Raw genomic sequence first — 19871 nt, forward strand, 5'->3', positions numbered from 1 at the left:
CATTCGTACTACTTAAATGCCTCGTAGGCTCGCTTCACGAGCACGATTGCTTGCTCCCGCGTCGTCTTGCCTAGCGGATCGATACGATTCTCGCCAATGCCATTCATGACTTTGTAATTTGATGCGAAGCGCACCGCCTCAATCGCCCATGGCGCGACCATATCTTCATCTGCCATATCCGATTTCTTGCTCGAATCGAGCATTGTGGCAGGCTTCGCCGATTTTATCGCCCGCATGAGCATCACGGCTATTTCCTGCCTGGTGATCGTGGCGTCTGGAGCGAATTTGTCCGCTGCAATTCCGGTTACAATTCCCGCATTACTCGCTTTCAGCACATCATCGCTAGTTGTATCTTTGAACGGGTTCGGCGATATTTTCTCTGCTTTTGTACCACTTAGCGATTCGTACAGTTTAACGGCAATCCCGGCAAAATGCTCCCGTGTAATAGACTGCTGATAACTGCCGATAACCGAGCCTGTTGTTAGCAGCAGCGTGATCGCTTGCTTCAGCTCAGGCTTAGCCCAGTCGCTGGAGCCCTTCACAAGCTCTTCCAAAAGCGCGTCATTCATCGGAGTGCCTTCTTTTGGCGCTTCACCTCCTGCTGCCGAACCTCCATTCGAACCTGCATTCGAACCGCCAGCATCTCCATTAGTACCTGCAGCAGCTCCCCCGCCACCACCCTCCAATCCCGGAATCTTCAATTTAGGTGAAATGACCTTCTCAGGGTCAATTAGATCAGGCAATGTTTTCAGAATTGAACCTTTATCGACTTTGATGTAGCTCGTCGGCAGTTTCGCTGCAATACTATCAATGATGTCAGACTTTTTCAGCATATCTTTAATTTTCAAAATACCTGATTTTGCCTTGATGAACACTATCGCGGTTTCTGCGCCGGGCTTGACATCGTCCTGCAGAGGGAATTGATCGATTATGGGAAATACGGTATAACAGTAAAGCACATCTTCTTCATTGCTTGTCTCTTTATCCTCATAAGTGAGCGGTCCGATATGATCCATTGTGTTTTTTACGAAAAAGGTTTTATCGCCATCCTTGCCTCCGACGCGATTGATCTGGTAGTAGGATTCCATGTTAGAATTGTCGTTCCACGTTAAAGTAACTGATCCGTCGGTATTAGCCGCGGCTGTAACATCGCTCGCCGAGCCGGGCTGCATGATCTTGAACGGCCCCACATCGACAGTTGGATAACTATCACTACCGATTATGGGTGCGAAATGGGTGGATAAACGCAACCTTGCTGACGTAATACTAGCATCGATCGGAAGACGAAAGATTCCATACACTCCGAAACCATGATATTCATCTAACTTGAGATCAGGTACAGGTATCCAGTTCAATCCATTGTCTGTGGAATAGGATACTCGCACATACTCCAGTGAAGTGCCTATCGCCCGGTCGTCACCGAAGCTGAAACGGATGGTTTCCCCTCCTACCAAGTAGGGTTTCTTGCCGCTTTGAATAAAAAACCCCGTAAGACTAACCTCAGCATGGGCACGCGAAATGGGCAGGAACGTAACAATGAACAAAAAGAATGTCATGATACATATTCCTATCTTAAAAATCCTAATCCTACGCATCTTAATCCTGGTCACGGTCAAACCCTCCATATCGCTCATCTTATTTCTGGCATTTCAAGACCCGTTGGATTGGTTGTCTCGTTCGTCACATAGCTGTCTTTCAAAATGTATATAAGCGGAAATTGATCGGAAGGCAGCGAACTATCAGCGCCATAGCCATAAATCACTGCTTGCTGGCTTCCCTGCAGGTCGATATCGACTTCCTTAACCTCGCCTTTAACCAGATTCATTTCTTCCGACAGCTGCTGTTTATTGCCGTTAAACACTTTAAACTTCAGATTTTCTTTGCCTACGAGAACAAGATGAAGCGTGTTGAATTTCTCGCCGAAATCAAGCTTCACATTATAACTCTCAAATAAGTAGGACTGAAATGCATACGCGCCGTTGTACTGCTTGCCTCCGAATACCAGCTGCTTTTTGTCGATAACATCGTAGAACTTCCCACTGTTAGACTCTGCTTTAACTTGCTCCGCATAGAGGTTGATCCCCTTGCTGGAAGAACCTAGAAGGACCGTTTTGGACTTCTCGTCATACGATACCGGAACATTGAAGCCGTTCGCAAATACTCGTAGAGGCAGATAGGTCGTTCCATCATAAGTGATTGGCAGTACCTCATTGCCTTTGTCATCAGTGGGGCGCCAGCTCGTGCCATTCTTGATAAACTTGATGTCCCCGTTCAAATAAGCTTTAATCACGGTTAAATTGCTTGCGGCATAAGCACCACCTGCCGTAGAGAATAGCGCTGTAATGATAAGCAGAACGACGATTTTGGACCCTTTCATGATACTCCTCCTTGTATTAGGGATGAATTCGTGCCTTCTGCACAATGCTTTCATCGTACCATCGCTTCAGTTTTGTAGATATTGTCCGAGGGTAGTATTAGAGTAGTATATAAGTAGTATTATGAATGCAAAAAAAAAAACCATCAGAGACCCTGACGATTCTTACTAGCGTTAGCGTGTTATCCGCTTTAGGAGGGTGTTAGGATGGAGTATCCAATCATTTGGTTTGCTTGTTTATCAGCTGCATCCGATTTTTGACATCCAGCTTCCTATAAATATGGGTTATGTGTTTTTTCACTGTTGTTTCACTAAGGTACAGATTTTTGGCAATCTCCAGGTTGGAACAGCCTTGCATGACCAGCTCAGCCACATTCTTTTCCCTTTTCGTCAGCCGGTTGAGTGCATCATTCGCATCATCTTCTTCAAGGCCGTCCACAATTCCAAAGGAATCGACCATTCTATTCAAGTAGTCATGAAGCTTATTTCCTCTAGTATCAATAAAAAATAACGGCGTTGGCGTCCTACCGTCATAATCATAGTGCACAACATCCTTGACCTTCTCGCACCCCAGGCTTTGCAGGATCGCATGAGAAAGCGGCAGCGGTGGCGGAGCAGCTACAACGTAACCAGCAAGCATCATATGGTTGATAAATGCTAATCCTGATGCCTGCATCATCGATATATCGCCAAAATCATACACGTCAAGCGTTTTCACAAAATAACCCGCTACCGATGGCTTTGGAACCCTAAGCTCCTTCATCTTGGCTTCCGGCAAATGGGAGAAATACGCAGAGGATAGCGGCTTGGTTAGCAAATAATCCAATGTATGAGCCTGAATAGGAATAATTGCTGTTAAGCCACACACGGCTCCCTGGTCATTTCGGATCAGCTTCACGATACTAGGATCCAGATCGTATAATTCCTGTAGATCTATATGCTTCAATCCGTAGAGGTTTTCTTCGACTGTGATCACGTATTCAATCGACTCGTTCGTATCCCGGTTCGTATGCACTATCCGCGTTTCCTTCGCGGTAAGGAGTCGATTATGCATATATTGCTCAGCTTCCACCCAGTTCATAGCATTCAAAGGCTCCGAGCTGTACAAGAAAAACTTAGGGTAGAAAAGGGATCTGATCAGCTGATTTGCGATATAGTAAACCCATTCTGTACTCTCTCTGAAGGCAGATTTCTCCTTAACTGATTGTTTGATCATCCGGTAATAGTGCAGTATGCACCTTTTCCACAGCCGGTCGAAGTATTCAGGCGCACGCATTTGCATCTCATTGCCAATCGCATCCCGCAGTAGATCATGAAGCAGCCAACCACGATCAACCCGCTGAACAAAAGAATATCGGGTCAGCTTCAGAAATTGATCTGTAGTTACCTGTTTCTCCAAAACAAAGCTCAGCAGCTCCTGATTAAAATGCCGCAATACAGCCGCACCTTCAACCAATTCCCGCATATCGGGATCAGGAACCTCTTTCAACCACGTATTTACAACCTGTGCAAAAACCTCACCTTCATCCGTTTTTGCCGATTTCTGCAATGCTTGCTTCAATGTAGTCGACACTAGCAAAGATAAAGTCAGTGGATGCCCTTTCGTTTGACTCCATATATGATGGATCATCTCTTGCCGCTCTATCCCTGAGCGCAGCAGATATTGCTTGACCGCATCATATTCCAGCTCGGCAAGCGGCAAGCGATGAATGAACTGCCTCCATGCAGGTGAGGATCGCCATGTCCCCTGTAAAGGAAATCTCCCGGAAATAATGACAAGAATATCGGAATTCAGATATGCTAGAATTTCATCCCGTAACCAGTGCTCCAATTCCCCAATCTCCTCAAACGTATCAAACGCTAGTACTACCTTTCCCTGAGCAGTTGTCTTCTGTAGCGCCTCAAGGCAAATCTCCGTCAGTATACCTATCTGCATCTGTTTTTTACCTAAACGATGCACAGGATAACGCAATGCACGCAGAAGATGCAGGCAAAATTCAGGTGGATTTCGCGGAGTGACACGGCAGTCCACCAATAAAAAAGATATATGTGCATGAACCGCAAGGCGACGAAATTCGCCGAGCAGGAAGCTCTTTCCTACTCCTCCGGTACCATAGATATTAACTATTCGTGCTTCGGAGGGCTGTTCAGCCTTTAATCGTTCCAGGAAAAATAACACTTCCTTCTCCCGTCCTACGAGAAAGTGCTGTTCGAGATGATCAATCTCGCTGGCTAACCTTGAATGAGGGTCAACTGTAGACATGACGGGTGTGTCACTCCTCCATATATTGAGGTAATAATAGTAAAGCATAGCAATTATTATATTTTGCGTCAATGATAACATAATTGCTATCTTTGCCACAAACGTCTCCCTTTTTCCTTTCCAAACTCCTTGGTCTCGCTGGCAATTTTCCTGCTATCCCTACATCATATGATCATTTTTTTTGTACAGACCCAGCGCCCAATAATGTACATTAGCTGCACAACGATCAAAAATATTAATAGACTAAAGTTGAGGTGATTTATTCAATCTTGAATATGGAAGGAAAAAGCTTATGATGATCAAGTTGCGGGGCAGTGCTTCCATTCGAAAAGAGGCTATGCAAATCCCAAAAGAACTAGTAAAAAAATGGTGCCTTGCAAACGAACAAACCATGATGCTCAAATTTGGCACCTCAACTATCCCCATCAAAACCCAAGCTTCCAGGATCTTGATGTCCAACGAGATCATCATTTCCAATATAGCTTTGCAAAAATTGAAAGTACCAGCAGAGTGCGCTTTCCAGCTAAAAAAAGTAAAAAACACGCTCATCATAGGCCCTTACATTGGTCTGTTAGTAGATAGGAAAAAAGGTAACATTCCTCTTCAGGATTTGATTCATTACTCGCAGCAATATGGACCCATCGGCGGTGCCATTTTAGCCTTTTCCCCAGAAAATGTAGATACGAATAACAAAACGATTACCGGCTTTATGTTCAAACCTTTGGCTCGCTCCTGGAAACATGGGCAGTTCCGCTATCCCTCCTCTATTTTTAATAAATCATCAGCAAAGAAGCCTCTGATCGATCATTTTAATCAGGTGCTTGGTAAAAACGTTTTTAATGACTACCGTTGTGATAAGTGGATGATGTATAAGCTGCTATCGCAAAAAGCGGCTTTGCGGGAATTTTTGCCCAAAACAGCATTATTTGAACAAACCCGAGATGTCATGCAAATGTTAAAGCATTGCCCAGTGCTGTATTTGAAGCCTATTAATGGATCAGGTGGTCAACACATACTTAAATTGGCTGCAGCAAGTAACAAGTTTATTGTGACTTATAAAGAGGCAAGAAAGGGTTATGTGAACAAACATTTTGCGAAGCCTCAGCAGTTGGTCCATTTCTTGAACAAGCAAGCTCCCCGGAAAAAATACCTGCTTCAAGAACGTATTAAACTCATTTCAAGCAAGGGAAGACTGATCGATTTCCGGATGATCGTAGTGAAGGACGAGATAGGAAAGTGGAGGGATATGGGGCTTCTGTCCAAGTATGGCCAAAAAAATCACATTGTCAGTAATATTACAGCAGGCGGCTTTGCCGAAGAGGGGAACCGGACACTTAGAAAGGTACTCCAGCTTGGCAATAAGGAAATTCGCAGTATTCGCAATAAAATGCAAAGCTGTGCCCTAGAGATAGCCAGGCAGCTAGAAGCATCCGGCTTCCATCTAGGCAATCTTGGAATTGACTTTGCTATAGATACGAATAAAAAGCTGTGGATTATCGAGGTTAATCATAACGATCCTAACCATACCATCGCTCTGGATGCAGGCGAACACAAGATGTTTGCGAGAACAATTAAAGCCAACCTTCTATATGCCAAAAAGCTTGCCGGCTTCGCAAGAAGCAGTCGCTTGGCAACAAAACGGAGATGATGGATAGATGTTTATAAAAAAAATGGAGCATGCAGGAAGCGATTGTTTTTTTGTGGGGGAAGACTTCATCCGTCAATTCCCCAAGCCTCCTAAGCGGTTGAAAGTCCATTTCGGTTCCTGGAGCAAGGAGCTCAGGGTTGTGCGGAATACCAGCTTACCCTATGACTCCGCTCGTATCTCCGCTCAAGCCCTCAAAGGCATAACACTGCCTCATTTGAATTATAAATTGATAATCGACGGTCATCATGTTCATATCGGCCCTGTTCTTGGTCTCGTAGGCTTCAAGTCAGGCGAACGCATCACGACATCCAAATTAAATCAATTTCATGATTACTTGCGTGAATACGATCGAATCAAAGGCTTAGTCTACGTTTGCGGTGCTGATGGAATTCACACCAAGGAAAAGAAGATCAGTGGATATTCCTATAACCCCCTTGGAGCAGCAAAGTCTGGCCAACGTTGGCAATTTGGCACCTTTCCATATCCCGGAGTCCTTTACAGAAGGACGGCACTGAAACCGGAAACGTATCGCGCTGTATCTCAGGCTTTGGGACGTAAGCTGTTTAACGGATACTTCAAGGGAGAGCATTTTAACAAGTGGGATTTATGGAAATGGCTTTCTCCCCATCCTGCGATCCGGCAGCACCTTCCCGAAACGAAGCAATTACGCAATCATGCAGATCTGGATGAGATGCTCAAACGTTACGGTACCGTTTATCTCAAGCCTACCATGGATCAAATGTCCAGGGGAATCATTAAAGTGACGAAATCCTCCGGACACTATGCGTTTATTTTTCCAGAAAATAATAAAAAACAAAATGCTGTTACAATAAAACAGATGAATTCAAGTACAGTTGTACCGTTCATACACAGCCTTATCCGAAAACAAGAGTATATTGTACAGCAGGCTATAACGATGAAGAGATACAACCAAAGAGGAATCGACTTTAGGGTCATCATGCAAAAAAATGAACAGCTCCAGTGGTCTTGTACCGCTGTCATCGCCCGTTTCGGCAAAAAAAACAGCATCGTCACCAACTTCACTTCCTCCGGCTATGCCATGGATGGGAGCCTTGCCTTGCAGAAGGCCTTTCATTTAGGGAAAAGTCAGAGCCAAACCAAGCTAAACCAAATGATTGGGGTTTGCACCAAAGCGTGCAAAGTATTTGAAGTGCGGGGCGGAAATTATGCCGATTTGGGCGTAGATGTGATGGTTGATCCAAATGGACGAATCTGGATGCTTGAAATCAATATCCTTCCTGATCATAAACTTGCCCTTTACGCCAAAAAGAAACCATTATATTTAAAACAAGTCGCAAAGCCGTTGCTTTATGCCAAAGCACTTGCAGGCTTCAAGTGACATAAATAGACGCGCAAGCTAATTACCTCTTAGGGGCGATTATAACTTGTGCTTCTTAAACGTACGTGAAGAATGGACGCCTCATTATGAACGGCGCCCTTTTTCAGTACGTTTAAGATTAGCCTTTAGCTCTCACAATAGCTTCAACTACATGTATGAGCAGTACTTTATTCCCCCCTGTTGAGCCTTTAAATAAAAGTGTGGTTCCCGGCCGCAATTCGCCCATAAGCTTCTTTCTCAACCTGGACATGTTTTTTTCGCTGCTCACCTTCTGAGATGAGAAGCCTGCAGCAATCGCTCCGAGACCAATTTGCTTGGCGTGAGATCCGAATGTATACAAATAATCAATTCTTTTGTCCGCCAGCTGCTTCCCTACTTCTCTATGCATATGCTTCCGGTAAACACCCATATCCTGTATCATCCCTAGTACGGCAACCTTTCTTCCCTTGCCTCCCACATGAGTTAATACATCCAGGGCTGCATCCAGCTCCGGCTTTGTATTGAAGCTATCATTGATTAATATACTCCCGTTGCGAAGCCGATGAACCGTGAGCCGCGCATAAGGTTGTTCATAATTCAGCAGCCCGCTTCGTATCTGTTGGACCGGGCAGCCAAGTCGATGTGCTGCGGCGACGGCAAATAGTGCATTGTATACATTGCAAGTCCCAAAAGCTTTTATGAAAAAGGAGTGCAGCTTCCCCCTTAATCGAACCTCGAAATTCATTCCCTGGTTGGTATAACGAATGTTTTGTGCCTGGTAATTCGCTTTATGTTTAGCACCTATCGTAACCACTTGCCCTTTAAATCGACCATAAGACAATAAATTGGAATGAACGTCATCCTTATTTATAAAAAGCATGCCATTTGCGTTCATATGCTGTATCAATTCGGATTTGGCAGCGGCGATCCCCGTAATTCCCCGATTAAAATGGCCCATATGTGCTTTTCCCACATTCGTAACAATGCCAATGTCAGGTCTAATGAGCTGGCAGTGACGCCGGATGTCGCCCGCATGCTTCATCCCATATTCCAAGACTACCGCCCGATGGGAAGCATTTATTTGCTTCGTATACTGCGTTGTAAACCACACATCATTCCCATTCTGAAAAGACTTAAACGTCTTCCATCTTCTTTGCAGGATCGATGCCAGCATCTCTTTGGTCGTCGTCTTGCCAGCGCTTCCTGTTATGGCAATAATCGGCCTGTTCATACTTATCATAACCTCCTCTCTTTAGCATGCCAATATCGCATCATTCTAGCAGCATTCATCTAGTAGCATCCATCTAGCAGCTTCTATGAAAAATAGGTAGATTAACAGAAGTCTGAATCATCCTCTCTGCATAAGATAATGCTATAAAGTTGTCGGAACCCTTCAGGGTTCCGATTTGGAGGCTAACATAATGACGTTACTTGGCCGTTTGCGTATTCTGGGGTATAAGCAACCGCGTTTGGAGGAAGCCTTGCAAGCTTTTCAGCATGATTTCCGGATCAAGGAAGCTTCTCCTTCTGATCAACAGATAATAATTAAAAGATTGAAACAGTTAACTTCAGGCAATCCAGACATGGAGCTTCTCGCGAGAGTCATTTATTCGGAAGCGCGGGGCGAACCATACAGAGGAAAAGTTGCCGTCGGTGCAGTGGTGTTGAACCGCTACCGTTCCCCGGATTTTCCTAATACCCTTAGGGGTGTTATCACTCAGCCGCTTGCTTTTTCAGTTATTGCCGACGGAAGCTTCTGGCTGCAGCCAAATCGGCAAGCTTATAACGCAGCCAGAGAAGCTCTGCAAGGCACTGATCCGACCGGCAACTGCTGCTATTTTTTTAATCCGCAAACAGCAACAAGCCCGTGGATTCGCAAGCTGCGTCCCAAAATGCGCATTGGACGACATGTATTCGCCTAACGTGCCTGGCATAATTAAAGGCATACGAATTCATGAAAGCTATAGCCTTTGTTGTTAACCCTTCTACTTTGCGATATTAATTTTTTGTCACTTATCATCCAGGTGTGGCTGCGCTTGTTTTTCCTTCTTCTAACGAAGAAATGAGCACAGCTTGTCGCATATACCTTGTAGCCTCTGGCAAGGCTTCTCCGCAGTAATCCTACTGTTTCACCTACTGTCCTGTCGTTAAAACGCACCTTGCTAAACAATTTCTTTCTGCAGACAAGCGTTGCTCCGGCAACCTGTTTGACAAACCGGTTTTGTTCCTTCGGATAGCGGAGAATAAGCTTCTTGCTCGCTTCCAAATAAACGAAGCAGGCCCGTTTGCCCACAATATCTGCTCCAGACTGCTTTAATCCTTCTATTTGGGTCTCTAGATATTTAGGACCGTAATAATCATCGTCATCAAATCTCGCGATATAAGGGTATCTGGCCTTCGAAATCGCGTAGTTGAGACAACGGCCAAGCGAAGTTTTTTCGGGCAGCTTATGAACGTGGATGCAGCTGTATTTATGGATCTGCCTTTGATGCTTCAAAAGCGACATCGTATCCTTATTTAGAATAATAACAAGCTCTTTGGGTTTATAGGTTTGCCTCATGAAATTTGCGACACATCTATTGAAATAGTGCGGCCGGTTCGTACTCACAATAACGGTCACGCCTCTGGCTCTCCTATGGGTATCCTTCATTGTGTAACCTCCTGTCCCCGATCTACCCTTTTCTGTACCGAGAAAGTCCGGGCTCAGCTTCGGTCAACAATTGACTTACGGTGACGAAATTGTAGCCTTTATGTTTCAGACCGTTCACAATCAAAGGCAGAGCTGTTAGCGATTGTGTCCACGGGTCGCACGCATGAAGCAGAATGATAGCGCCAGGATGCGCTTTGGGAACGACTCGACTGACAATGGTAGGGATGTGCTTATATTTCCAATCAAGTGAGTCCGTGTCCCAATGAACAATGGTTTGCTTTAGTCTCAGCAGCTTCCTCACAACCCGGGCATCAAGATCGCCGCTTGGCGTGCGAAGCATCTGCGTCCATACGCCCGTAGCCTTGTGTATCGCCTTCCTCGCTGCGTAGACCTCCTTCTCGATCCACTTGTTGGAATGTTCTGTATAATTTTGATGCTGGTGTCCATGGCTCGCAATCTCGTACCCCATCCTTCGAATTCTGCGGGCAATAGCGGGATGCGCTCTGACCCACATTCCCGTCAGGAAAAAGGTCGCTTGGGTGATCCCAAGCTGGCGCAGCAGCGAAAGCATGCGGATAGGAACACGGCTGCCATTGGCTATATTAAAAGTTAAAGCCACAACCCTTTTCCTCGTATTAATCTTCTCTATAACCGGGGGATGGCTCAAAGGATCCTGCTCCTCCTTGAGGCAGCCAAATTTCCGCCTCTTATATGATTTTTCGTTTTTTTAAGATGCGAAGCATCTGCGCGGCACGATATTTATAGGCGTGCTTAGCCACGGCGCGGTAACCAGCCTGGCGAATCTTTTCTCTCTCTTCAGGGTGCACCAGGTAGTATCTGGCTAGCCGAACCGTTTCTTCCGGAGAGCGGGATACGACAAGATGTTTTCCCGGAGTAAATAATCGCCGGATTTCCGGGGTATCACTTGTTAGCAGGAATCCTCCGGAACCTAATATTTCATAGGTTCTTTGCGTCACCTGCTTTAGCTGATTTTGGAGTCCAATAACAATTTTGGCGGAGTTGTATACTTTCCGTGCCTCAGGATATTGCAGGTATCCGTGAATCGAGCTGCCGGGAATTCTGGAACCTAATACTGGCTTCATCTCCTCCCATTGCCTTCCCCAGAAATCAACCTTGATCTTATTCTGGACTAGCGGACGAAGCAGTGTATGCAGAGAACGAATCCGGAAATGGTCAGGATACTTTTTCAAAATTCTCGAGTAACCGTTAGCTACTACAGCAATTTGGCTGCGAAATCTGGAATGTCCCTGGCCTTTGCGATGAACCGCGCGATGGAAGCCAAAATCCAGATGCGCTGCAGAAATGCCCATTTTTTGATAAGCCTTCACTTGATCCCGGCAAATCGTAAACACGAAATCGGGTTTGGTTGTTTGTACATACGGAAGCGTGAATGATTGATGATGTGTTGGATCTTCTGTCGCCCAATACACATGAGGTATACCCGAGCTTCCTACATACTGCCGTATCCATTTTTGCTTGTATCCTTCATGTTCAGTTGTCCAGCCCAAAGTAATAATCAAATGAGGCTTGAAGCTGGATAGCAGCCGTGGCAATTTGTTCCGGGTCAATATACCCGACACTTTCACTTCATGCCCCAAATCGCGAAAGCCGTTCGGAAGCCCGTGAATCCACATCGGATGACTTTCTAAAAATAAAACTCTCAATCAGCTGCCCCCTTCATAATGGCATCTGGAAGTTATATGAACGTTTGGACAAAACGCCAAATCGATAACCCCGTCTCCTTAATTTCCGAATCACGCTCGGTAAGGCAACCAAAGTCGGGTTGCTAAAATCATGAAACAATATAATAATTCGAGATTGATGGATGCTCTCTGCAACAATTTTTGTTACGATTTGTTTTGGACTTGGAAATGGAGGCTGAGAATCCCCCGAATCGATGTTCCAATCGAAATATACATAGCCTCTGCCCGATAATTCCTTCGCAATCGATTTCATGACCCTCCTGCTGCAAAACACATTATTGCTTCCTCCGGGAAATCGGAGGAGCTGTGTGCGTTTGCCCAGCAATCTCCAAAGCAATCGTTCCATCTTGTAAAGGTCTCGCAGAAAGACAGCCTTGGACACATAAATTTGTGACATCTTGTGCGAATAGGTATGATTTCCGATGGAGTGACCTTGAGCAGCAATAAGTTTGTAGAGCCTCTTTGCCATAGGGCTCTCATTTCCAATAACAAAGAAAGTGGCCTTAACCCGATGTTTGTTCAACAGCTGAAGTAGCTTTTTCGAGTTATTCAAGGGTCCATCGTCGAACGTTAGATAAGCGACTTTATGAGAATGAGCAGCTGGATTCAATTTACGATCAGGCTTCATGAATCTCCCCCTGCTATACAGAAAGGATACCCTGAGACTTTAAAGTCTCAAGCACGTAACGGGCCCTGCTTGCATAGCTATGCAATTTTGCCGCGCGAACGGCATTGCGTCGAATTCGTCCGCATTCAGCAGGCAGCTTGCTATATTTATCGATTAAGGCCTTTGTTTGCTGTTCAGAAGAGGTAACCAGCAGATCTTCTCCTGGACGGAACCACTTCCTGACTTCTGGTGTATCATCCGTAATCAGCAGCCCTCCTGAGGCAAGAATCTCGTAAGTGCGCTGTGTAAGCCGATCCTCCGCATTTTGCGGACCGAGCACGAATTGGACTGAGCTGTAAACCTTCACCGCTTCGTTGTAGGGCAAATACCCATGAATTTCGCTGCTGTTAACCGGTTTAGCCAAAATCTTGCGCATTCGCTTCCAGTCTCTGCCGTAAATATCCACCTTCAAATTTTTGTGAAGAAAAGGATTAACCAGCCGGCGAACCGACTTGAAGCGGTAATGGTCTGGTTTCTTGCCGTAGAGCTTTGCGTAACCATTGGCTACAAGTGCCGCTGCTGCCTTATATTTGGAGGCAGGCGCCACGGGTCTATGAACGGCAGGATCGCTCCCGAAGTCAAGATGCGCTGCCCGGATAGCGCGTTTATTAAATAATCGGACTGTCGGCCGATGAATCGTAAATACAAAATCGGGTTTCATCCTTCGAATGAGAGGTAAAGAAAATTCTTCTGTATAACCAGGGTCTTCCGTTGACCAATGCACATGCAGGGTACCCGAATGGCGTACCAGTTCAGCAATCAGCCGCTGCTTTTCCGGCGTACTGTTCGCAGGGGTCCACCCGATTGTAATGATCATATCCGGCTTAAACCGCTTGAGCATTCCTCTTAGCCTGAGCTCTGGCTGGCAGGTTATCACCCGGTGTCCCAGTCTGCGAAAGCCATTTGGCAGTCCGTCTTTCCACATCGGGTGACTCTCCAGGAATACGATACGCAGTCTGCGTTTTTTCATAACCGGCCTCCCTTTGCTTTTATAAACAAACCTTGTTTGTGAAGAGTAGACAGCATGGTCTGGGCCCGATTTTTATAATGATGTGGATCGATTGCTTTTCTTCCCTGCTTCTGAATCTCTTCTCTTGCCTGTTGATTCTCCAAATAATAGCGAACCTTAAGTACTGTTTGTTGAGGAGTGGAGCTTACAGCAATTTCCCTTCCAGGCTTCAACAACCGGTGGATCGCTGGCGTGTCACAAGTTAGCATAAAACCTCTTGAGCCTAACACTTCATACGTGCGTTGCGTAACCATGTCCTTATAGTTCTGCAAACCCAATATGATTTTAGCTGAGCTGTACACTTTATGTGCATCCTTGTAAGCAATCGGCCCATGCAGCCACTTTTTAGGGATTGCTGCACCCAGGAAGGGCGCCATCCGATGCCAATCACGTCCATAAAAATCGATCCGCAAGCCATGCTTCAATAGCGGACGAATAAGGATTTCCAGCGCTTTGCGGCGAAAAAGAAGGGGATATTTACGAAGCACATCAGGATAAGCATTGGCTACAACGGCAATATCACTGCGGTATTTGGCTATTGGCTTCGTAGACTGATGAACGTTTCTGTGATAGGCAAAGTCCAGATGAGCGGACCGGTAACCCATTTTACGGAATCTGGCTGCTGTCTTTGATGAAATAGTAAAAACGAAATCCGGATTCATTGTTTGGAGTAAAGGGATCGTAAAAGCCTGAGTGAAATTGGGATCCTCCGTTGACCAATAAACCAGAGGAATTTTGTATTGTGTGGCAAGCTTGCGCACTAATTGTTGCTTTGGCCTTGTATGATCGGGTCCCCATCCAACCGAAATAAGAAGATCCGGCTTGAAGACATTTAGATGCTTGGCAACATTAGAGCTTGTGACAGGACCCGACATTCGTACCATATGGCCTAGCTCCCTAAATCCGTCCGGCAGGCCATAGGACCAGAGCTTACCGCGTTCAAGAAACAAGATTCTCATAAATCCCTCCGGTGCTTACCAGACATGAGTCAGTCATACAATCCATTCATTTTTGATGGCATATAATTTAGTAGAGAGGAGGAAGTTCATTGGCTGGAGATGATGCGATTTACCGTGTAGATATTCCGAAAAAATGGGTGGCTTTAACATTCGATATTGGCTGGGGTGGAAAGGTGGCTCCCCGGGTAATCAGGGTGCTTCGCAGGTATAACGTGAACAAGGCAACCTTTTTTCTGTCCGGCCCTGTGGCACAGCTGAGAACAAATATAGTCAAACTCATTCAAAGGAATGGTTTTGAAATTGGATCTCACGGCTATTTGCATGAAAATTATACTTCCCAAAGCAAGAGTTGGATTCGCAAAGAAGTTCGCAAAGCTGAGCGGGTTATTTTCTCGGCAACCGGTATAAGGCCTAGATTAATCAGAACGCCTAATGGAGATATGAATCCTGCAGTCATCCGTCAGCTCAGCACCCTAGGCTACCGGACCATTCATTGGAGTGTTGACTCCCTAGATTGGAAAAACCCAGGCGTCAAAGCCATTATCAGAAATACCACTCACAAAACACACGCTGGTGATATCATCCTGCTGCATGCCAGTGATTCTGCTAAACAAACGGCCCAGGCGCTCCCATACATTATTCAATTATTAAGAGCCAAAGGTTTTTCATTCGTTAGCGTAACTGAGCTATTGAACAGTAAAAAAACTTAAGTCTCGCTAGGCTTCTACCATCATATTCGAAAGAATTCCAGGGGAACTGGGCAACAAACCAAATTTAGAAGCTGGAGATAATTTAACACCTCCGCTTAAGATTTTCCATACGCCTTGCTGCTTCCTTTGAGGTATGTAATTGGGGAAAGCTAACCTCCACTTGCATGTTAACCTGATAACTTTAGCTGGCGCGCTGCTACTTTAGCGATGTTTTTCATCACTAAAAGCCCGGGTTCATCCCCACATACTACTTTAACAATGAAAAACATCATTAAAATCCCTTTCCCCCCAGGAAGATGATGTCATCCGTCCTCTTTTAGTGATGAAAATCATCATTAAAGTGCTGATGGACCTGAAAACAATTACTTTAGCGATCAAAAACATCGTTAAGTGAAGCACTTGAACTTTCTGGCTAATACAACCATGAAATGTACAACAGCTCCTCATCGTAATTCGATGGGAGCTGTTGTATATTTCACAGAAAACATCGTGCTCAATCTCTTCGTTCAATTATATTCGTTCAATTATACTTGTTCATCTATTCTAGAATGAAGCCTTTAAAGTCTGCCTTCGATGACGCTCCTGTGAATACTTGCAGGAAATACAGCCCTTGATCCAAGTGATCGATAACTGTTTCAGCACCAATCAGGCTTTTGATAACGCCATTTAGTTTGACATAGGTATCAGGCGAGATCGTTTTATAAGCCTTCAATGTTAGCTTCCGCTTGGCATTAAGAAACACCCATGCTGACATGATCATCATGTCCGTTGAGTCCGCCTTCGCACAATCAACATAAACTTTGAAGCTGTCCGTCAGCACTTCCGGCATAGACAACCAGTCATCAGGTACACTGTTCTTGATTTTTTGACTGGAATAATCAATTTTGGTATAACCATCTACTACGATTGTACGGGGGGACAGGCAGGAGAAGAGTACACCCGCTTCATACCTATGGCCAATGTCTCCAAAGTGCAGCCGATCTGAAATAATTCGTTGAGCACTGATAGAGGAATACTGCAAAAACCTTTCCGTATATTCGTTCATGTCAATGATCTGAAGTCCATACGCTTCCGCCAGCTCTTTCTTTACTTCGTTGGCTATGCAAGCGATATGTTCGCTCGTTCTCATCGGGTAGTCAGCTGCATATTCAGTGTTTGCTCCCGGTTCAACGATTGCTTGGGTCGTCAGTAGAAACGGTTGAATGTTCTTGGAGTAGCACCAATTAATAATCTTCTCGATTGACCCTTTAAATCCGTCCCGGTAAGCTTTTTCGTTGGGATACAGAAGCCGGTCATTGATTCCAAAGCCGATTCCAATCATTTGTGCATCCTGATAAGCGGATCCTCCTCCGAACTGTTCCTCTAAGATGGTTACCGCCCAGCTTGCATTCGTTCCGCTAAAACCCGAGTTGTAAATGCGCAAAATGCTATTTTGCGTAGCTTCTCGAAGCAATTCCTCCAGATTTTTCGAAAATGTGTTCGGAGAAGTGCTGTCCATTCCAATGGTATTAGCCACCCAGCCCGTCGTATTCACACCATCGACTGTGCTATCTCCAAAAAAAGCAATGGGAAACTTGCTTCCTTGCAGCCACTGTGTCCATGCATCGTTGAACGCACATATTTTTTGTGGTATTAGTGCTTTATTTGAATCATTTTTCTGATTTGTGTGCAAATCTGCACCTCCTATAATTGGTAAAGGAAAAGTTGTTATGTAAGCTTCATAAGCCTAAATTAACATCTATAAGAGTGCTACTTAACGAGCATAATGTCAGATGTCAATTCCACTGTTGTTCTATCATTATACTAGCAGTAAATAGATTCAATACCAATGAACTGGATTAAGATTTGCACATAAATAAATCATAATATTAAATTAACGTTTTCGCTCTCCTCTAACCAAATGAACAACAATTAATACTACCATTACCGCTGCGAATCCATATATGGCGGGCGTCAACCCGACACCCCGGGCAACGAATCCCAGACCAAGTATAGGTATGCTTAGACCCATGTAAGAGACTGCATAGAAAAGGCTCATGACACTGGTTCTGGAACGATCCGGTGTATGCGCATTGAGAACGAGCAGACTACCGCTATAGAGCGGGCCATGGCCGATTCCGATTAAACAGCTCATAAGTACTAGCAATATCAACGACTTTGTAACGAGCATCGCAACTACCGCGGCTAATCCGAGGAGCATAGCTATACATCCAATTTGCGCCGCTCTTCTAGTGGGTAGTTTTCGTAGGAGCAGCTGGCTTAGAGCAGACATTCCGAGCACCAGGGAAACCATGCCACCCGAGAGCAACAAATTTGACCTCCCAACGATATCGTTCATATAAGAAGGGATAACGGATAACAGCAATCCCAAAATCGTCCACGCCAGGAAAGTCGCTGTTGAGCAGTGAAAGAAAATTCCTCTCATCTCTTTGGGAACCTGGAGTTTAAGTAATGGTGATTTCAATAGGGATGGATTATGCGTCTCTGGCACAAAAAATGCAATCCCGAAAAGACACAATAAAGCCAGCGCAGCATGGATAGCAAAACTAAGCACCAGCGGCGCGGGCGCATATTGCCCTAATCCGCCCCCGACCAAAGGGGCAGCAGCATTCGCACTTGTCGTGGCAATTGCCAGGACAACAGCGGCTTTGCCTAACTTTTCGCGGGGAAGGAATGCCATTAATGCTGATACCGCAATTCCGCTGAACATACCTACCGACAAGCCCTGTAGAACGCGAGCCGCCAATAATTCACCGATTCCCTCCGCAAACATGAATAAGAATGATGCCGTGAAGGAGCAGAAGACTGCAGGAACTAGCAGACTTTTCCTTCCCCACCGATCTGAGATTTGACCAACAATGACTATAGTGGGGATGACAACCAGTGCATAAGAAGCAAATAGAAGTGTCATGATCACGGGAGAGAGATTCCACTTCATTCGGTAAAGCGCATAGAGCGGAGTTGGCAGGTTGGCTCCGAGAATGGCGATGAATAAGCTAAAGGCAATGAACCAGAAAGAGGTTTGGGCTCGGAATTGTATGCCCGTTAACGAGATTCGTTTCCTTTGTGTCGATACCACCTGGATGACATCCGCCAGGGCCGTGAGCTGACTCATGATCCGCTGAAGGTGCTCTTCGCCGATGCTCGTGTCGATCCTCATGCGAGAAATAGCTGGACTGCCGACCATCCCAGCGTGTATCCTATCAATATTGTAACCGTTCCGGCTGAAAAGCTCCGTAACTCGTGCTAAGGCGCCAGGTTGATTGTGAACCGTCATCGTAAGTCTTTGCAAAGTAATCATTCATTCGTCCGTCCCCTCATCAACTTATTTAAGTCGATGGTAGCATGGAAAGAGAAGCAAGTGTAATACCCGTTTTGTCGGTAGCACCATCCTTTAAAGTATGTATCCGAAGGAGTGAATCATCATGGATATTAGGCAGCTTCGGTACTTTCTTGAGATCGCTAAGGAAAGGCAAATTACCCGTGCCGCCAAGAAGCTGAACATGGAGCAACCTCCTTTGAGCCGGCAGTTAAAGCTAATGGAACAAGAGCTTGGTGTTGTTCTGTTCGACCGCAGTGGAAAAGAGTTGGAGCTGACGCAGGCGGGTCTTGTATTGCGGCGGGAAGCAGAGGAGATTATTAGGCGTTTAAATGAAGCTGTCGTGGAAATCAAGGAGCTAGATACCGGAATCAGCGGAATGTTGTCTATTGGATCTGCTGTTACCTGCAGCTCCTTAGTATCGCAGCAGATGATGAATTTCAGCAGTGCCTATCCCAACATCACCTACAAAGTGCTGGAAGGTGACCATACTGCGTTGGCCAATTACTTACATCAAAGAAGCGTTGAGCTTGCGATCACCCGTCTGCCCTTCGAATCAAAGGAGGATGCGAATCAATATGCCGTCCGCAGCCTGATTTCCGACCCTCTCGTTGCCGTGGTCCATGAGAGCCTATGTGTGGCCAGCATTTCGGTAACGCTCGAGGAAATTGCCGGCCTGCCCCTGCTGGTTCTGAAATCGGACAGGACAATCGGGCTTTATGATAAAATTATGATGGAATACAGGATGAGAGGGTTAGTCCCAAATGTACGCTGCGAGTGCTCTAGCGTTGCGATTACTATTTCCCTGATCATGGCCGGAATGGGCGTAGCTGTGATGCCTGCATCGGTCGTCTCTTCTTTCCCCTTTCAAGGGCTGGTCATACTGCCGATTCGGGATATGGAATTGCACTCTGACGTTGGTGTTGTATGGTTAAAGGACCGGTATCTGTCCAAATCAGCGGAAGTTTTTATTCGGTTGTTGCTGGAGTGATATATCCTCTACACAAGCGTATGTATACAACTGGTATTCCATCGCAAACTATAGTAAAAAAAGGAGAAATACTTGGATGATTTACTTAATTTTAGTGGCTTCTATTATTGTCTTGGTTTATCTAGTTCTCAACTTTTATCCAGTGCTCGGCGGGAAAAAGTCACAGGAAAGTCTGAGAAGAATTAACGATTCCAATAATTTTGTCAATAGTAAGTTCC

At 45.4% G+C, this 19871-nt stretch carries 17 protein-coding genes; 5 read left to right on the forward strand and 12 right to left on the reverse strand.

Going from position 1 to position 19871, the window contains the following annotated elements:
- Positions 1-8: 8 nt before the first annotated feature.
- From J2Z66_RS03695 to J2Z66_RS03705, 3 genes are all read right to left on the reverse strand, one after another.
- On the reverse strand, positions 9-1556 hold the full coding sequence (locus tag J2Z66_RS03695; RefSeq protein ID WP_209970005.1) for an S-layer homology domain-containing protein: 1548 nt from the start codon (positions 1554-1556) through the stop codon (positions 9-11).
- A gap of 74 nt (positions 1557-1630) precedes the next feature.
- Positions 1631-2377 carry a stalk domain-containing protein gene (locus J2Z66_RS03700; protein WP_209970006.1) on the reverse strand — a complete coding sequence of 249 codons (747 nt, stop codon included), beginning with the start codon at positions 2375-2377 and terminating at the stop codon, positions 1631-1633.
- A gap of 217 nt (positions 2378-2594) precedes the next feature.
- Positions 2595-4637 carry a helix-turn-helix transcriptional regulator gene (locus J2Z66_RS03705; protein WP_209970007.1) on the reverse strand — a complete coding sequence of 681 codons (2043 nt, stop codon included), beginning with the start codon at positions 4635-4637 and terminating at the stop codon, positions 2595-2597.
- Positions 4638-4929: 292 nt separating this feature from the next.
- On the opposite strand from J2Z66_RS03705, the gene J2Z66_RS03710 reads away from it, so the two are divergent.
- Entirely contained in the window at positions 4930-6285 is a 1356-nt protein-coding gene (locus J2Z66_RS03710; protein ID WP_209970008.1) for a YheC/YheD family endospore coat-associated protein, read from the forward strand.
- Positions 6286-6292: 7 nt separating this feature from the next.
- Positions 6293-7645 (forward strand): YheC/YheD family endospore coat-associated protein, encoded by a 1353-nt coding sequence (locus tag J2Z66_RS03715; protein ID WP_209970009.1) that lies wholly within the window; start codon positions 6293-6295, stop codon positions 7643-7645.
- Between the two features lie 118 nt (positions 7646-7763).
- On the opposite strand, the gene J2Z66_RS03720 is transcribed toward J2Z66_RS03715, so the two are convergent.
- Positions 7764-8855, reverse strand: a complete 1092-nt coding sequence (locus tag J2Z66_RS03720) for a UDP-N-acetylmuramoyl-tripeptide--D-alanyl-D-alanine ligase (RefSeq protein ID WP_209970010.1) — start codon at positions 8853-8855, stop codon at positions 7764-7766.
- Between the two features lie 190 nt (positions 8856-9045).
- On the opposite strand from J2Z66_RS03720, the gene J2Z66_RS03725 reads away from it, so the two are divergent.
- A complete protein-coding gene (locus J2Z66_RS03725; RefSeq protein WP_209970011.1) occupies positions 9046-9546 on the forward strand; it encodes a cell wall hydrolase in 501 nt (166 codons plus the stop codon).
- A gap of 14 nt (positions 9547-9560) precedes the next feature.
- On the opposite strand, the gene J2Z66_RS03730 is transcribed toward J2Z66_RS03725, so the two are convergent.
- The 6 genes from J2Z66_RS03730 to J2Z66_RS03755 are packed head-to-tail and all read right to left on the reverse strand — an operon-like array spanning position 9561 to position 14633.
- Positions 9561-10274 (reverse strand): glycosyltransferase family 2 protein, encoded by a 714-nt coding sequence (locus J2Z66_RS03730; protein WP_209970012.1) that lies wholly within the window; start codon positions 10272-10274, stop codon positions 9561-9563.
- A gap of 22 nt (positions 10275-10296) precedes the next feature.
- On the reverse strand, positions 10297-10941 hold the full coding sequence (locus J2Z66_RS03735; RefSeq protein WP_209970013.1) for a polysaccharide deacetylase family protein: 645 nt from the start codon (positions 10939-10941) through the stop codon (positions 10297-10299).
- 40 nt (positions 10942-10981) lie between these two features.
- Positions 10982-11959 (reverse strand): CgeB family protein, encoded by a 978-nt coding sequence (locus J2Z66_RS03740; RefSeq protein ID WP_209970014.1) that lies wholly within the window; start codon positions 11957-11959, stop codon positions 10982-10984.
- A gap of 13 nt (positions 11960-11972) precedes the next feature.
- The gene (locus J2Z66_RS03745) at positions 11973-12626 is read right to left on the reverse strand and encodes a polysaccharide deacetylase family protein (RefSeq protein WP_209970015.1); all 654 of its coding nucleotides are present in this window, start codon (positions 12624-12626) and stop codon (positions 11973-11975) included.
- 13 nt (positions 12627-12639) lie between these two features.
- A complete protein-coding gene (locus J2Z66_RS03750) occupies positions 12640-13635 on the reverse strand; it encodes a CgeB family protein (protein ID WP_209970016.1) in 996 nt (331 codons plus the stop codon).
- Positions 13632-14633 (reverse strand): CgeB family protein, encoded by a 1002-nt coding sequence (locus J2Z66_RS03755; RefSeq protein ID WP_209970017.1) that lies wholly within the window; start codon positions 14631-14633, stop codon positions 13632-13634. The genes J2Z66_RS03750 and J2Z66_RS03755 overlap by 4 nt, the downstream gene beginning before the upstream one ends.
- Before the next feature lie 89 nt (positions 14634-14722).
- Here J2Z66_RS03755 and J2Z66_RS03760 point away from each other — a divergent pair, with 89 nt between their 5' ends.
- A complete protein-coding gene (locus J2Z66_RS03760; RefSeq protein ID WP_209970018.1) occupies positions 14723-15343 on the forward strand; it encodes a polysaccharide deacetylase family protein in 621 nt (206 codons plus the stop codon).
- A gap of 538 nt (positions 15344-15881) precedes the next feature.
- On the opposite strand, the gene J2Z66_RS03765 is transcribed toward J2Z66_RS03760, so the two are convergent.
- Together J2Z66_RS03765 and J2Z66_RS03770 are read right to left on the reverse strand one after the other, a co-directional pair.
- A complete protein-coding gene (locus tag J2Z66_RS03765; RefSeq protein ID WP_209970019.1) occupies positions 15882-17015 on the reverse strand; it encodes an SGNH/GDSL hydrolase family protein in 1134 nt (377 codons plus the stop codon).
- A gap of 201 nt (positions 17016-17216) precedes the next feature.
- Entirely contained in the window at positions 17217-18644 is a 1428-nt protein-coding gene (locus J2Z66_RS03770; RefSeq protein ID WP_209970020.1) for an MFS transporter, read from the reverse strand.
- A gap of 124 nt (positions 18645-18768) precedes the next feature.
- On the opposite strand from J2Z66_RS03770, the gene J2Z66_RS03775 reads away from it, so the two are divergent.
- Positions 18769-19653 carry a LysR family transcriptional regulator gene (locus J2Z66_RS03775; protein ID WP_209970021.1) on the forward strand — a complete coding sequence of 295 codons (885 nt, stop codon included), beginning with the start codon at positions 18769-18771 and terminating at the stop codon, positions 19651-19653.
- Positions 19654-19871 lie beyond the last annotated feature (218 nt).

This window comes from Paenibacillus eucommiae, assembly GCF_017874215.1.
Classification (GTDB): domain Bacteria; phylum Bacillota; class Bacilli; order Paenibacillales; family NBRC-103111; genus Paenibacillus_AI; species Paenibacillus_AI eucommiae.

What these genes read in the sequence shown, in the direction of transcription:
- J2Z66_RS03695 (WP_209970005.1), bottom strand. Translation starts at nt 1,556, where the DNA reads ATGACATTCTTTTTGTTCATTGTTACGTTCCTGCCCATTTCGCGTGCC.
- J2Z66_RS03700 (WP_209970006.1), bottom strand. Translation starts at nt 2,377, where the DNA reads ATGAAAGGGTCCAAAATCGTCGTTCTGCTTATCATTACAGCGCTATTC.
- J2Z66_RS03705 (WP_209970007.1), bottom strand. Translation starts at nt 4,637, where the DNA reads ATGTCTACAGTTGACCCTCATTCAAGGTTAGCCAGCGAGATTGATCAT.
- J2Z66_RS03710 (WP_209970008.1), top strand. Translation starts at nt 4,930, where the DNA reads ATGATGATCAAGTTGCGGGGCAGTGCTTCCATTCGAAAAGAGGCTATG.
- J2Z66_RS03715 (WP_209970009.1), top strand. Translation starts at nt 6,293, where the DNA reads ATGTTTATAAAAAAAATGGAGCATGCAGGAAGCGATTGTTTTTTTGTG.
- J2Z66_RS03720 (WP_209970010.1), bottom strand. Translation starts at nt 8,855, where the DNA reads ATGAACAGGCCGATTATTGCCATAACAGGAAGCGCTGGCAAGACGACG.
- J2Z66_RS03725 (WP_209970011.1), top strand. Translation starts at nt 9,046, where the DNA reads ATGACGTTACTTGGCCGTTTGCGTATTCTGGGGTATAAGCAACCGCGT.
- J2Z66_RS03730 (WP_209970012.1), bottom strand. Translation starts at nt 10,274, where the DNA reads ATGAAGGATACCCATAGGAGAGCCAGAGGCGTGACCGTTATTGTGAGT.
- J2Z66_RS03745 (WP_209970015.1), bottom strand. Translation starts at nt 12,626, where the DNA reads ATGAAGCCTGATCGTAAATTGAATCCAGCTGCTCATTCTCATAAAGTC.
- J2Z66_RS03750 (WP_209970016.1), bottom strand. Translation starts at nt 13,635, where the DNA reads ATGAAAAAACGCAGACTGCGTATCGTATTCCTGGAGAGTCACCCGATG.
- J2Z66_RS03755 (WP_209970017.1), bottom strand. Translation starts at nt 14,633, where the DNA reads ATGAGAATCTTGTTTCTTGAACGCGGTAAGCTCTGGTCCTATGGCCTG.
- J2Z66_RS03770 (WP_209970020.1), bottom strand. Translation starts at nt 18,644, where the DNA reads ATGATTACTTTGCAAAGACTTACGATGACGGTTCACAATCAACCTGGC.
- J2Z66_RS03775 (WP_209970021.1), top strand. Translation starts at nt 18,769, where the DNA reads ATGGATATTAGGCAGCTTCGGTACTTTCTTGAGATCGCTAAGGAAAGG.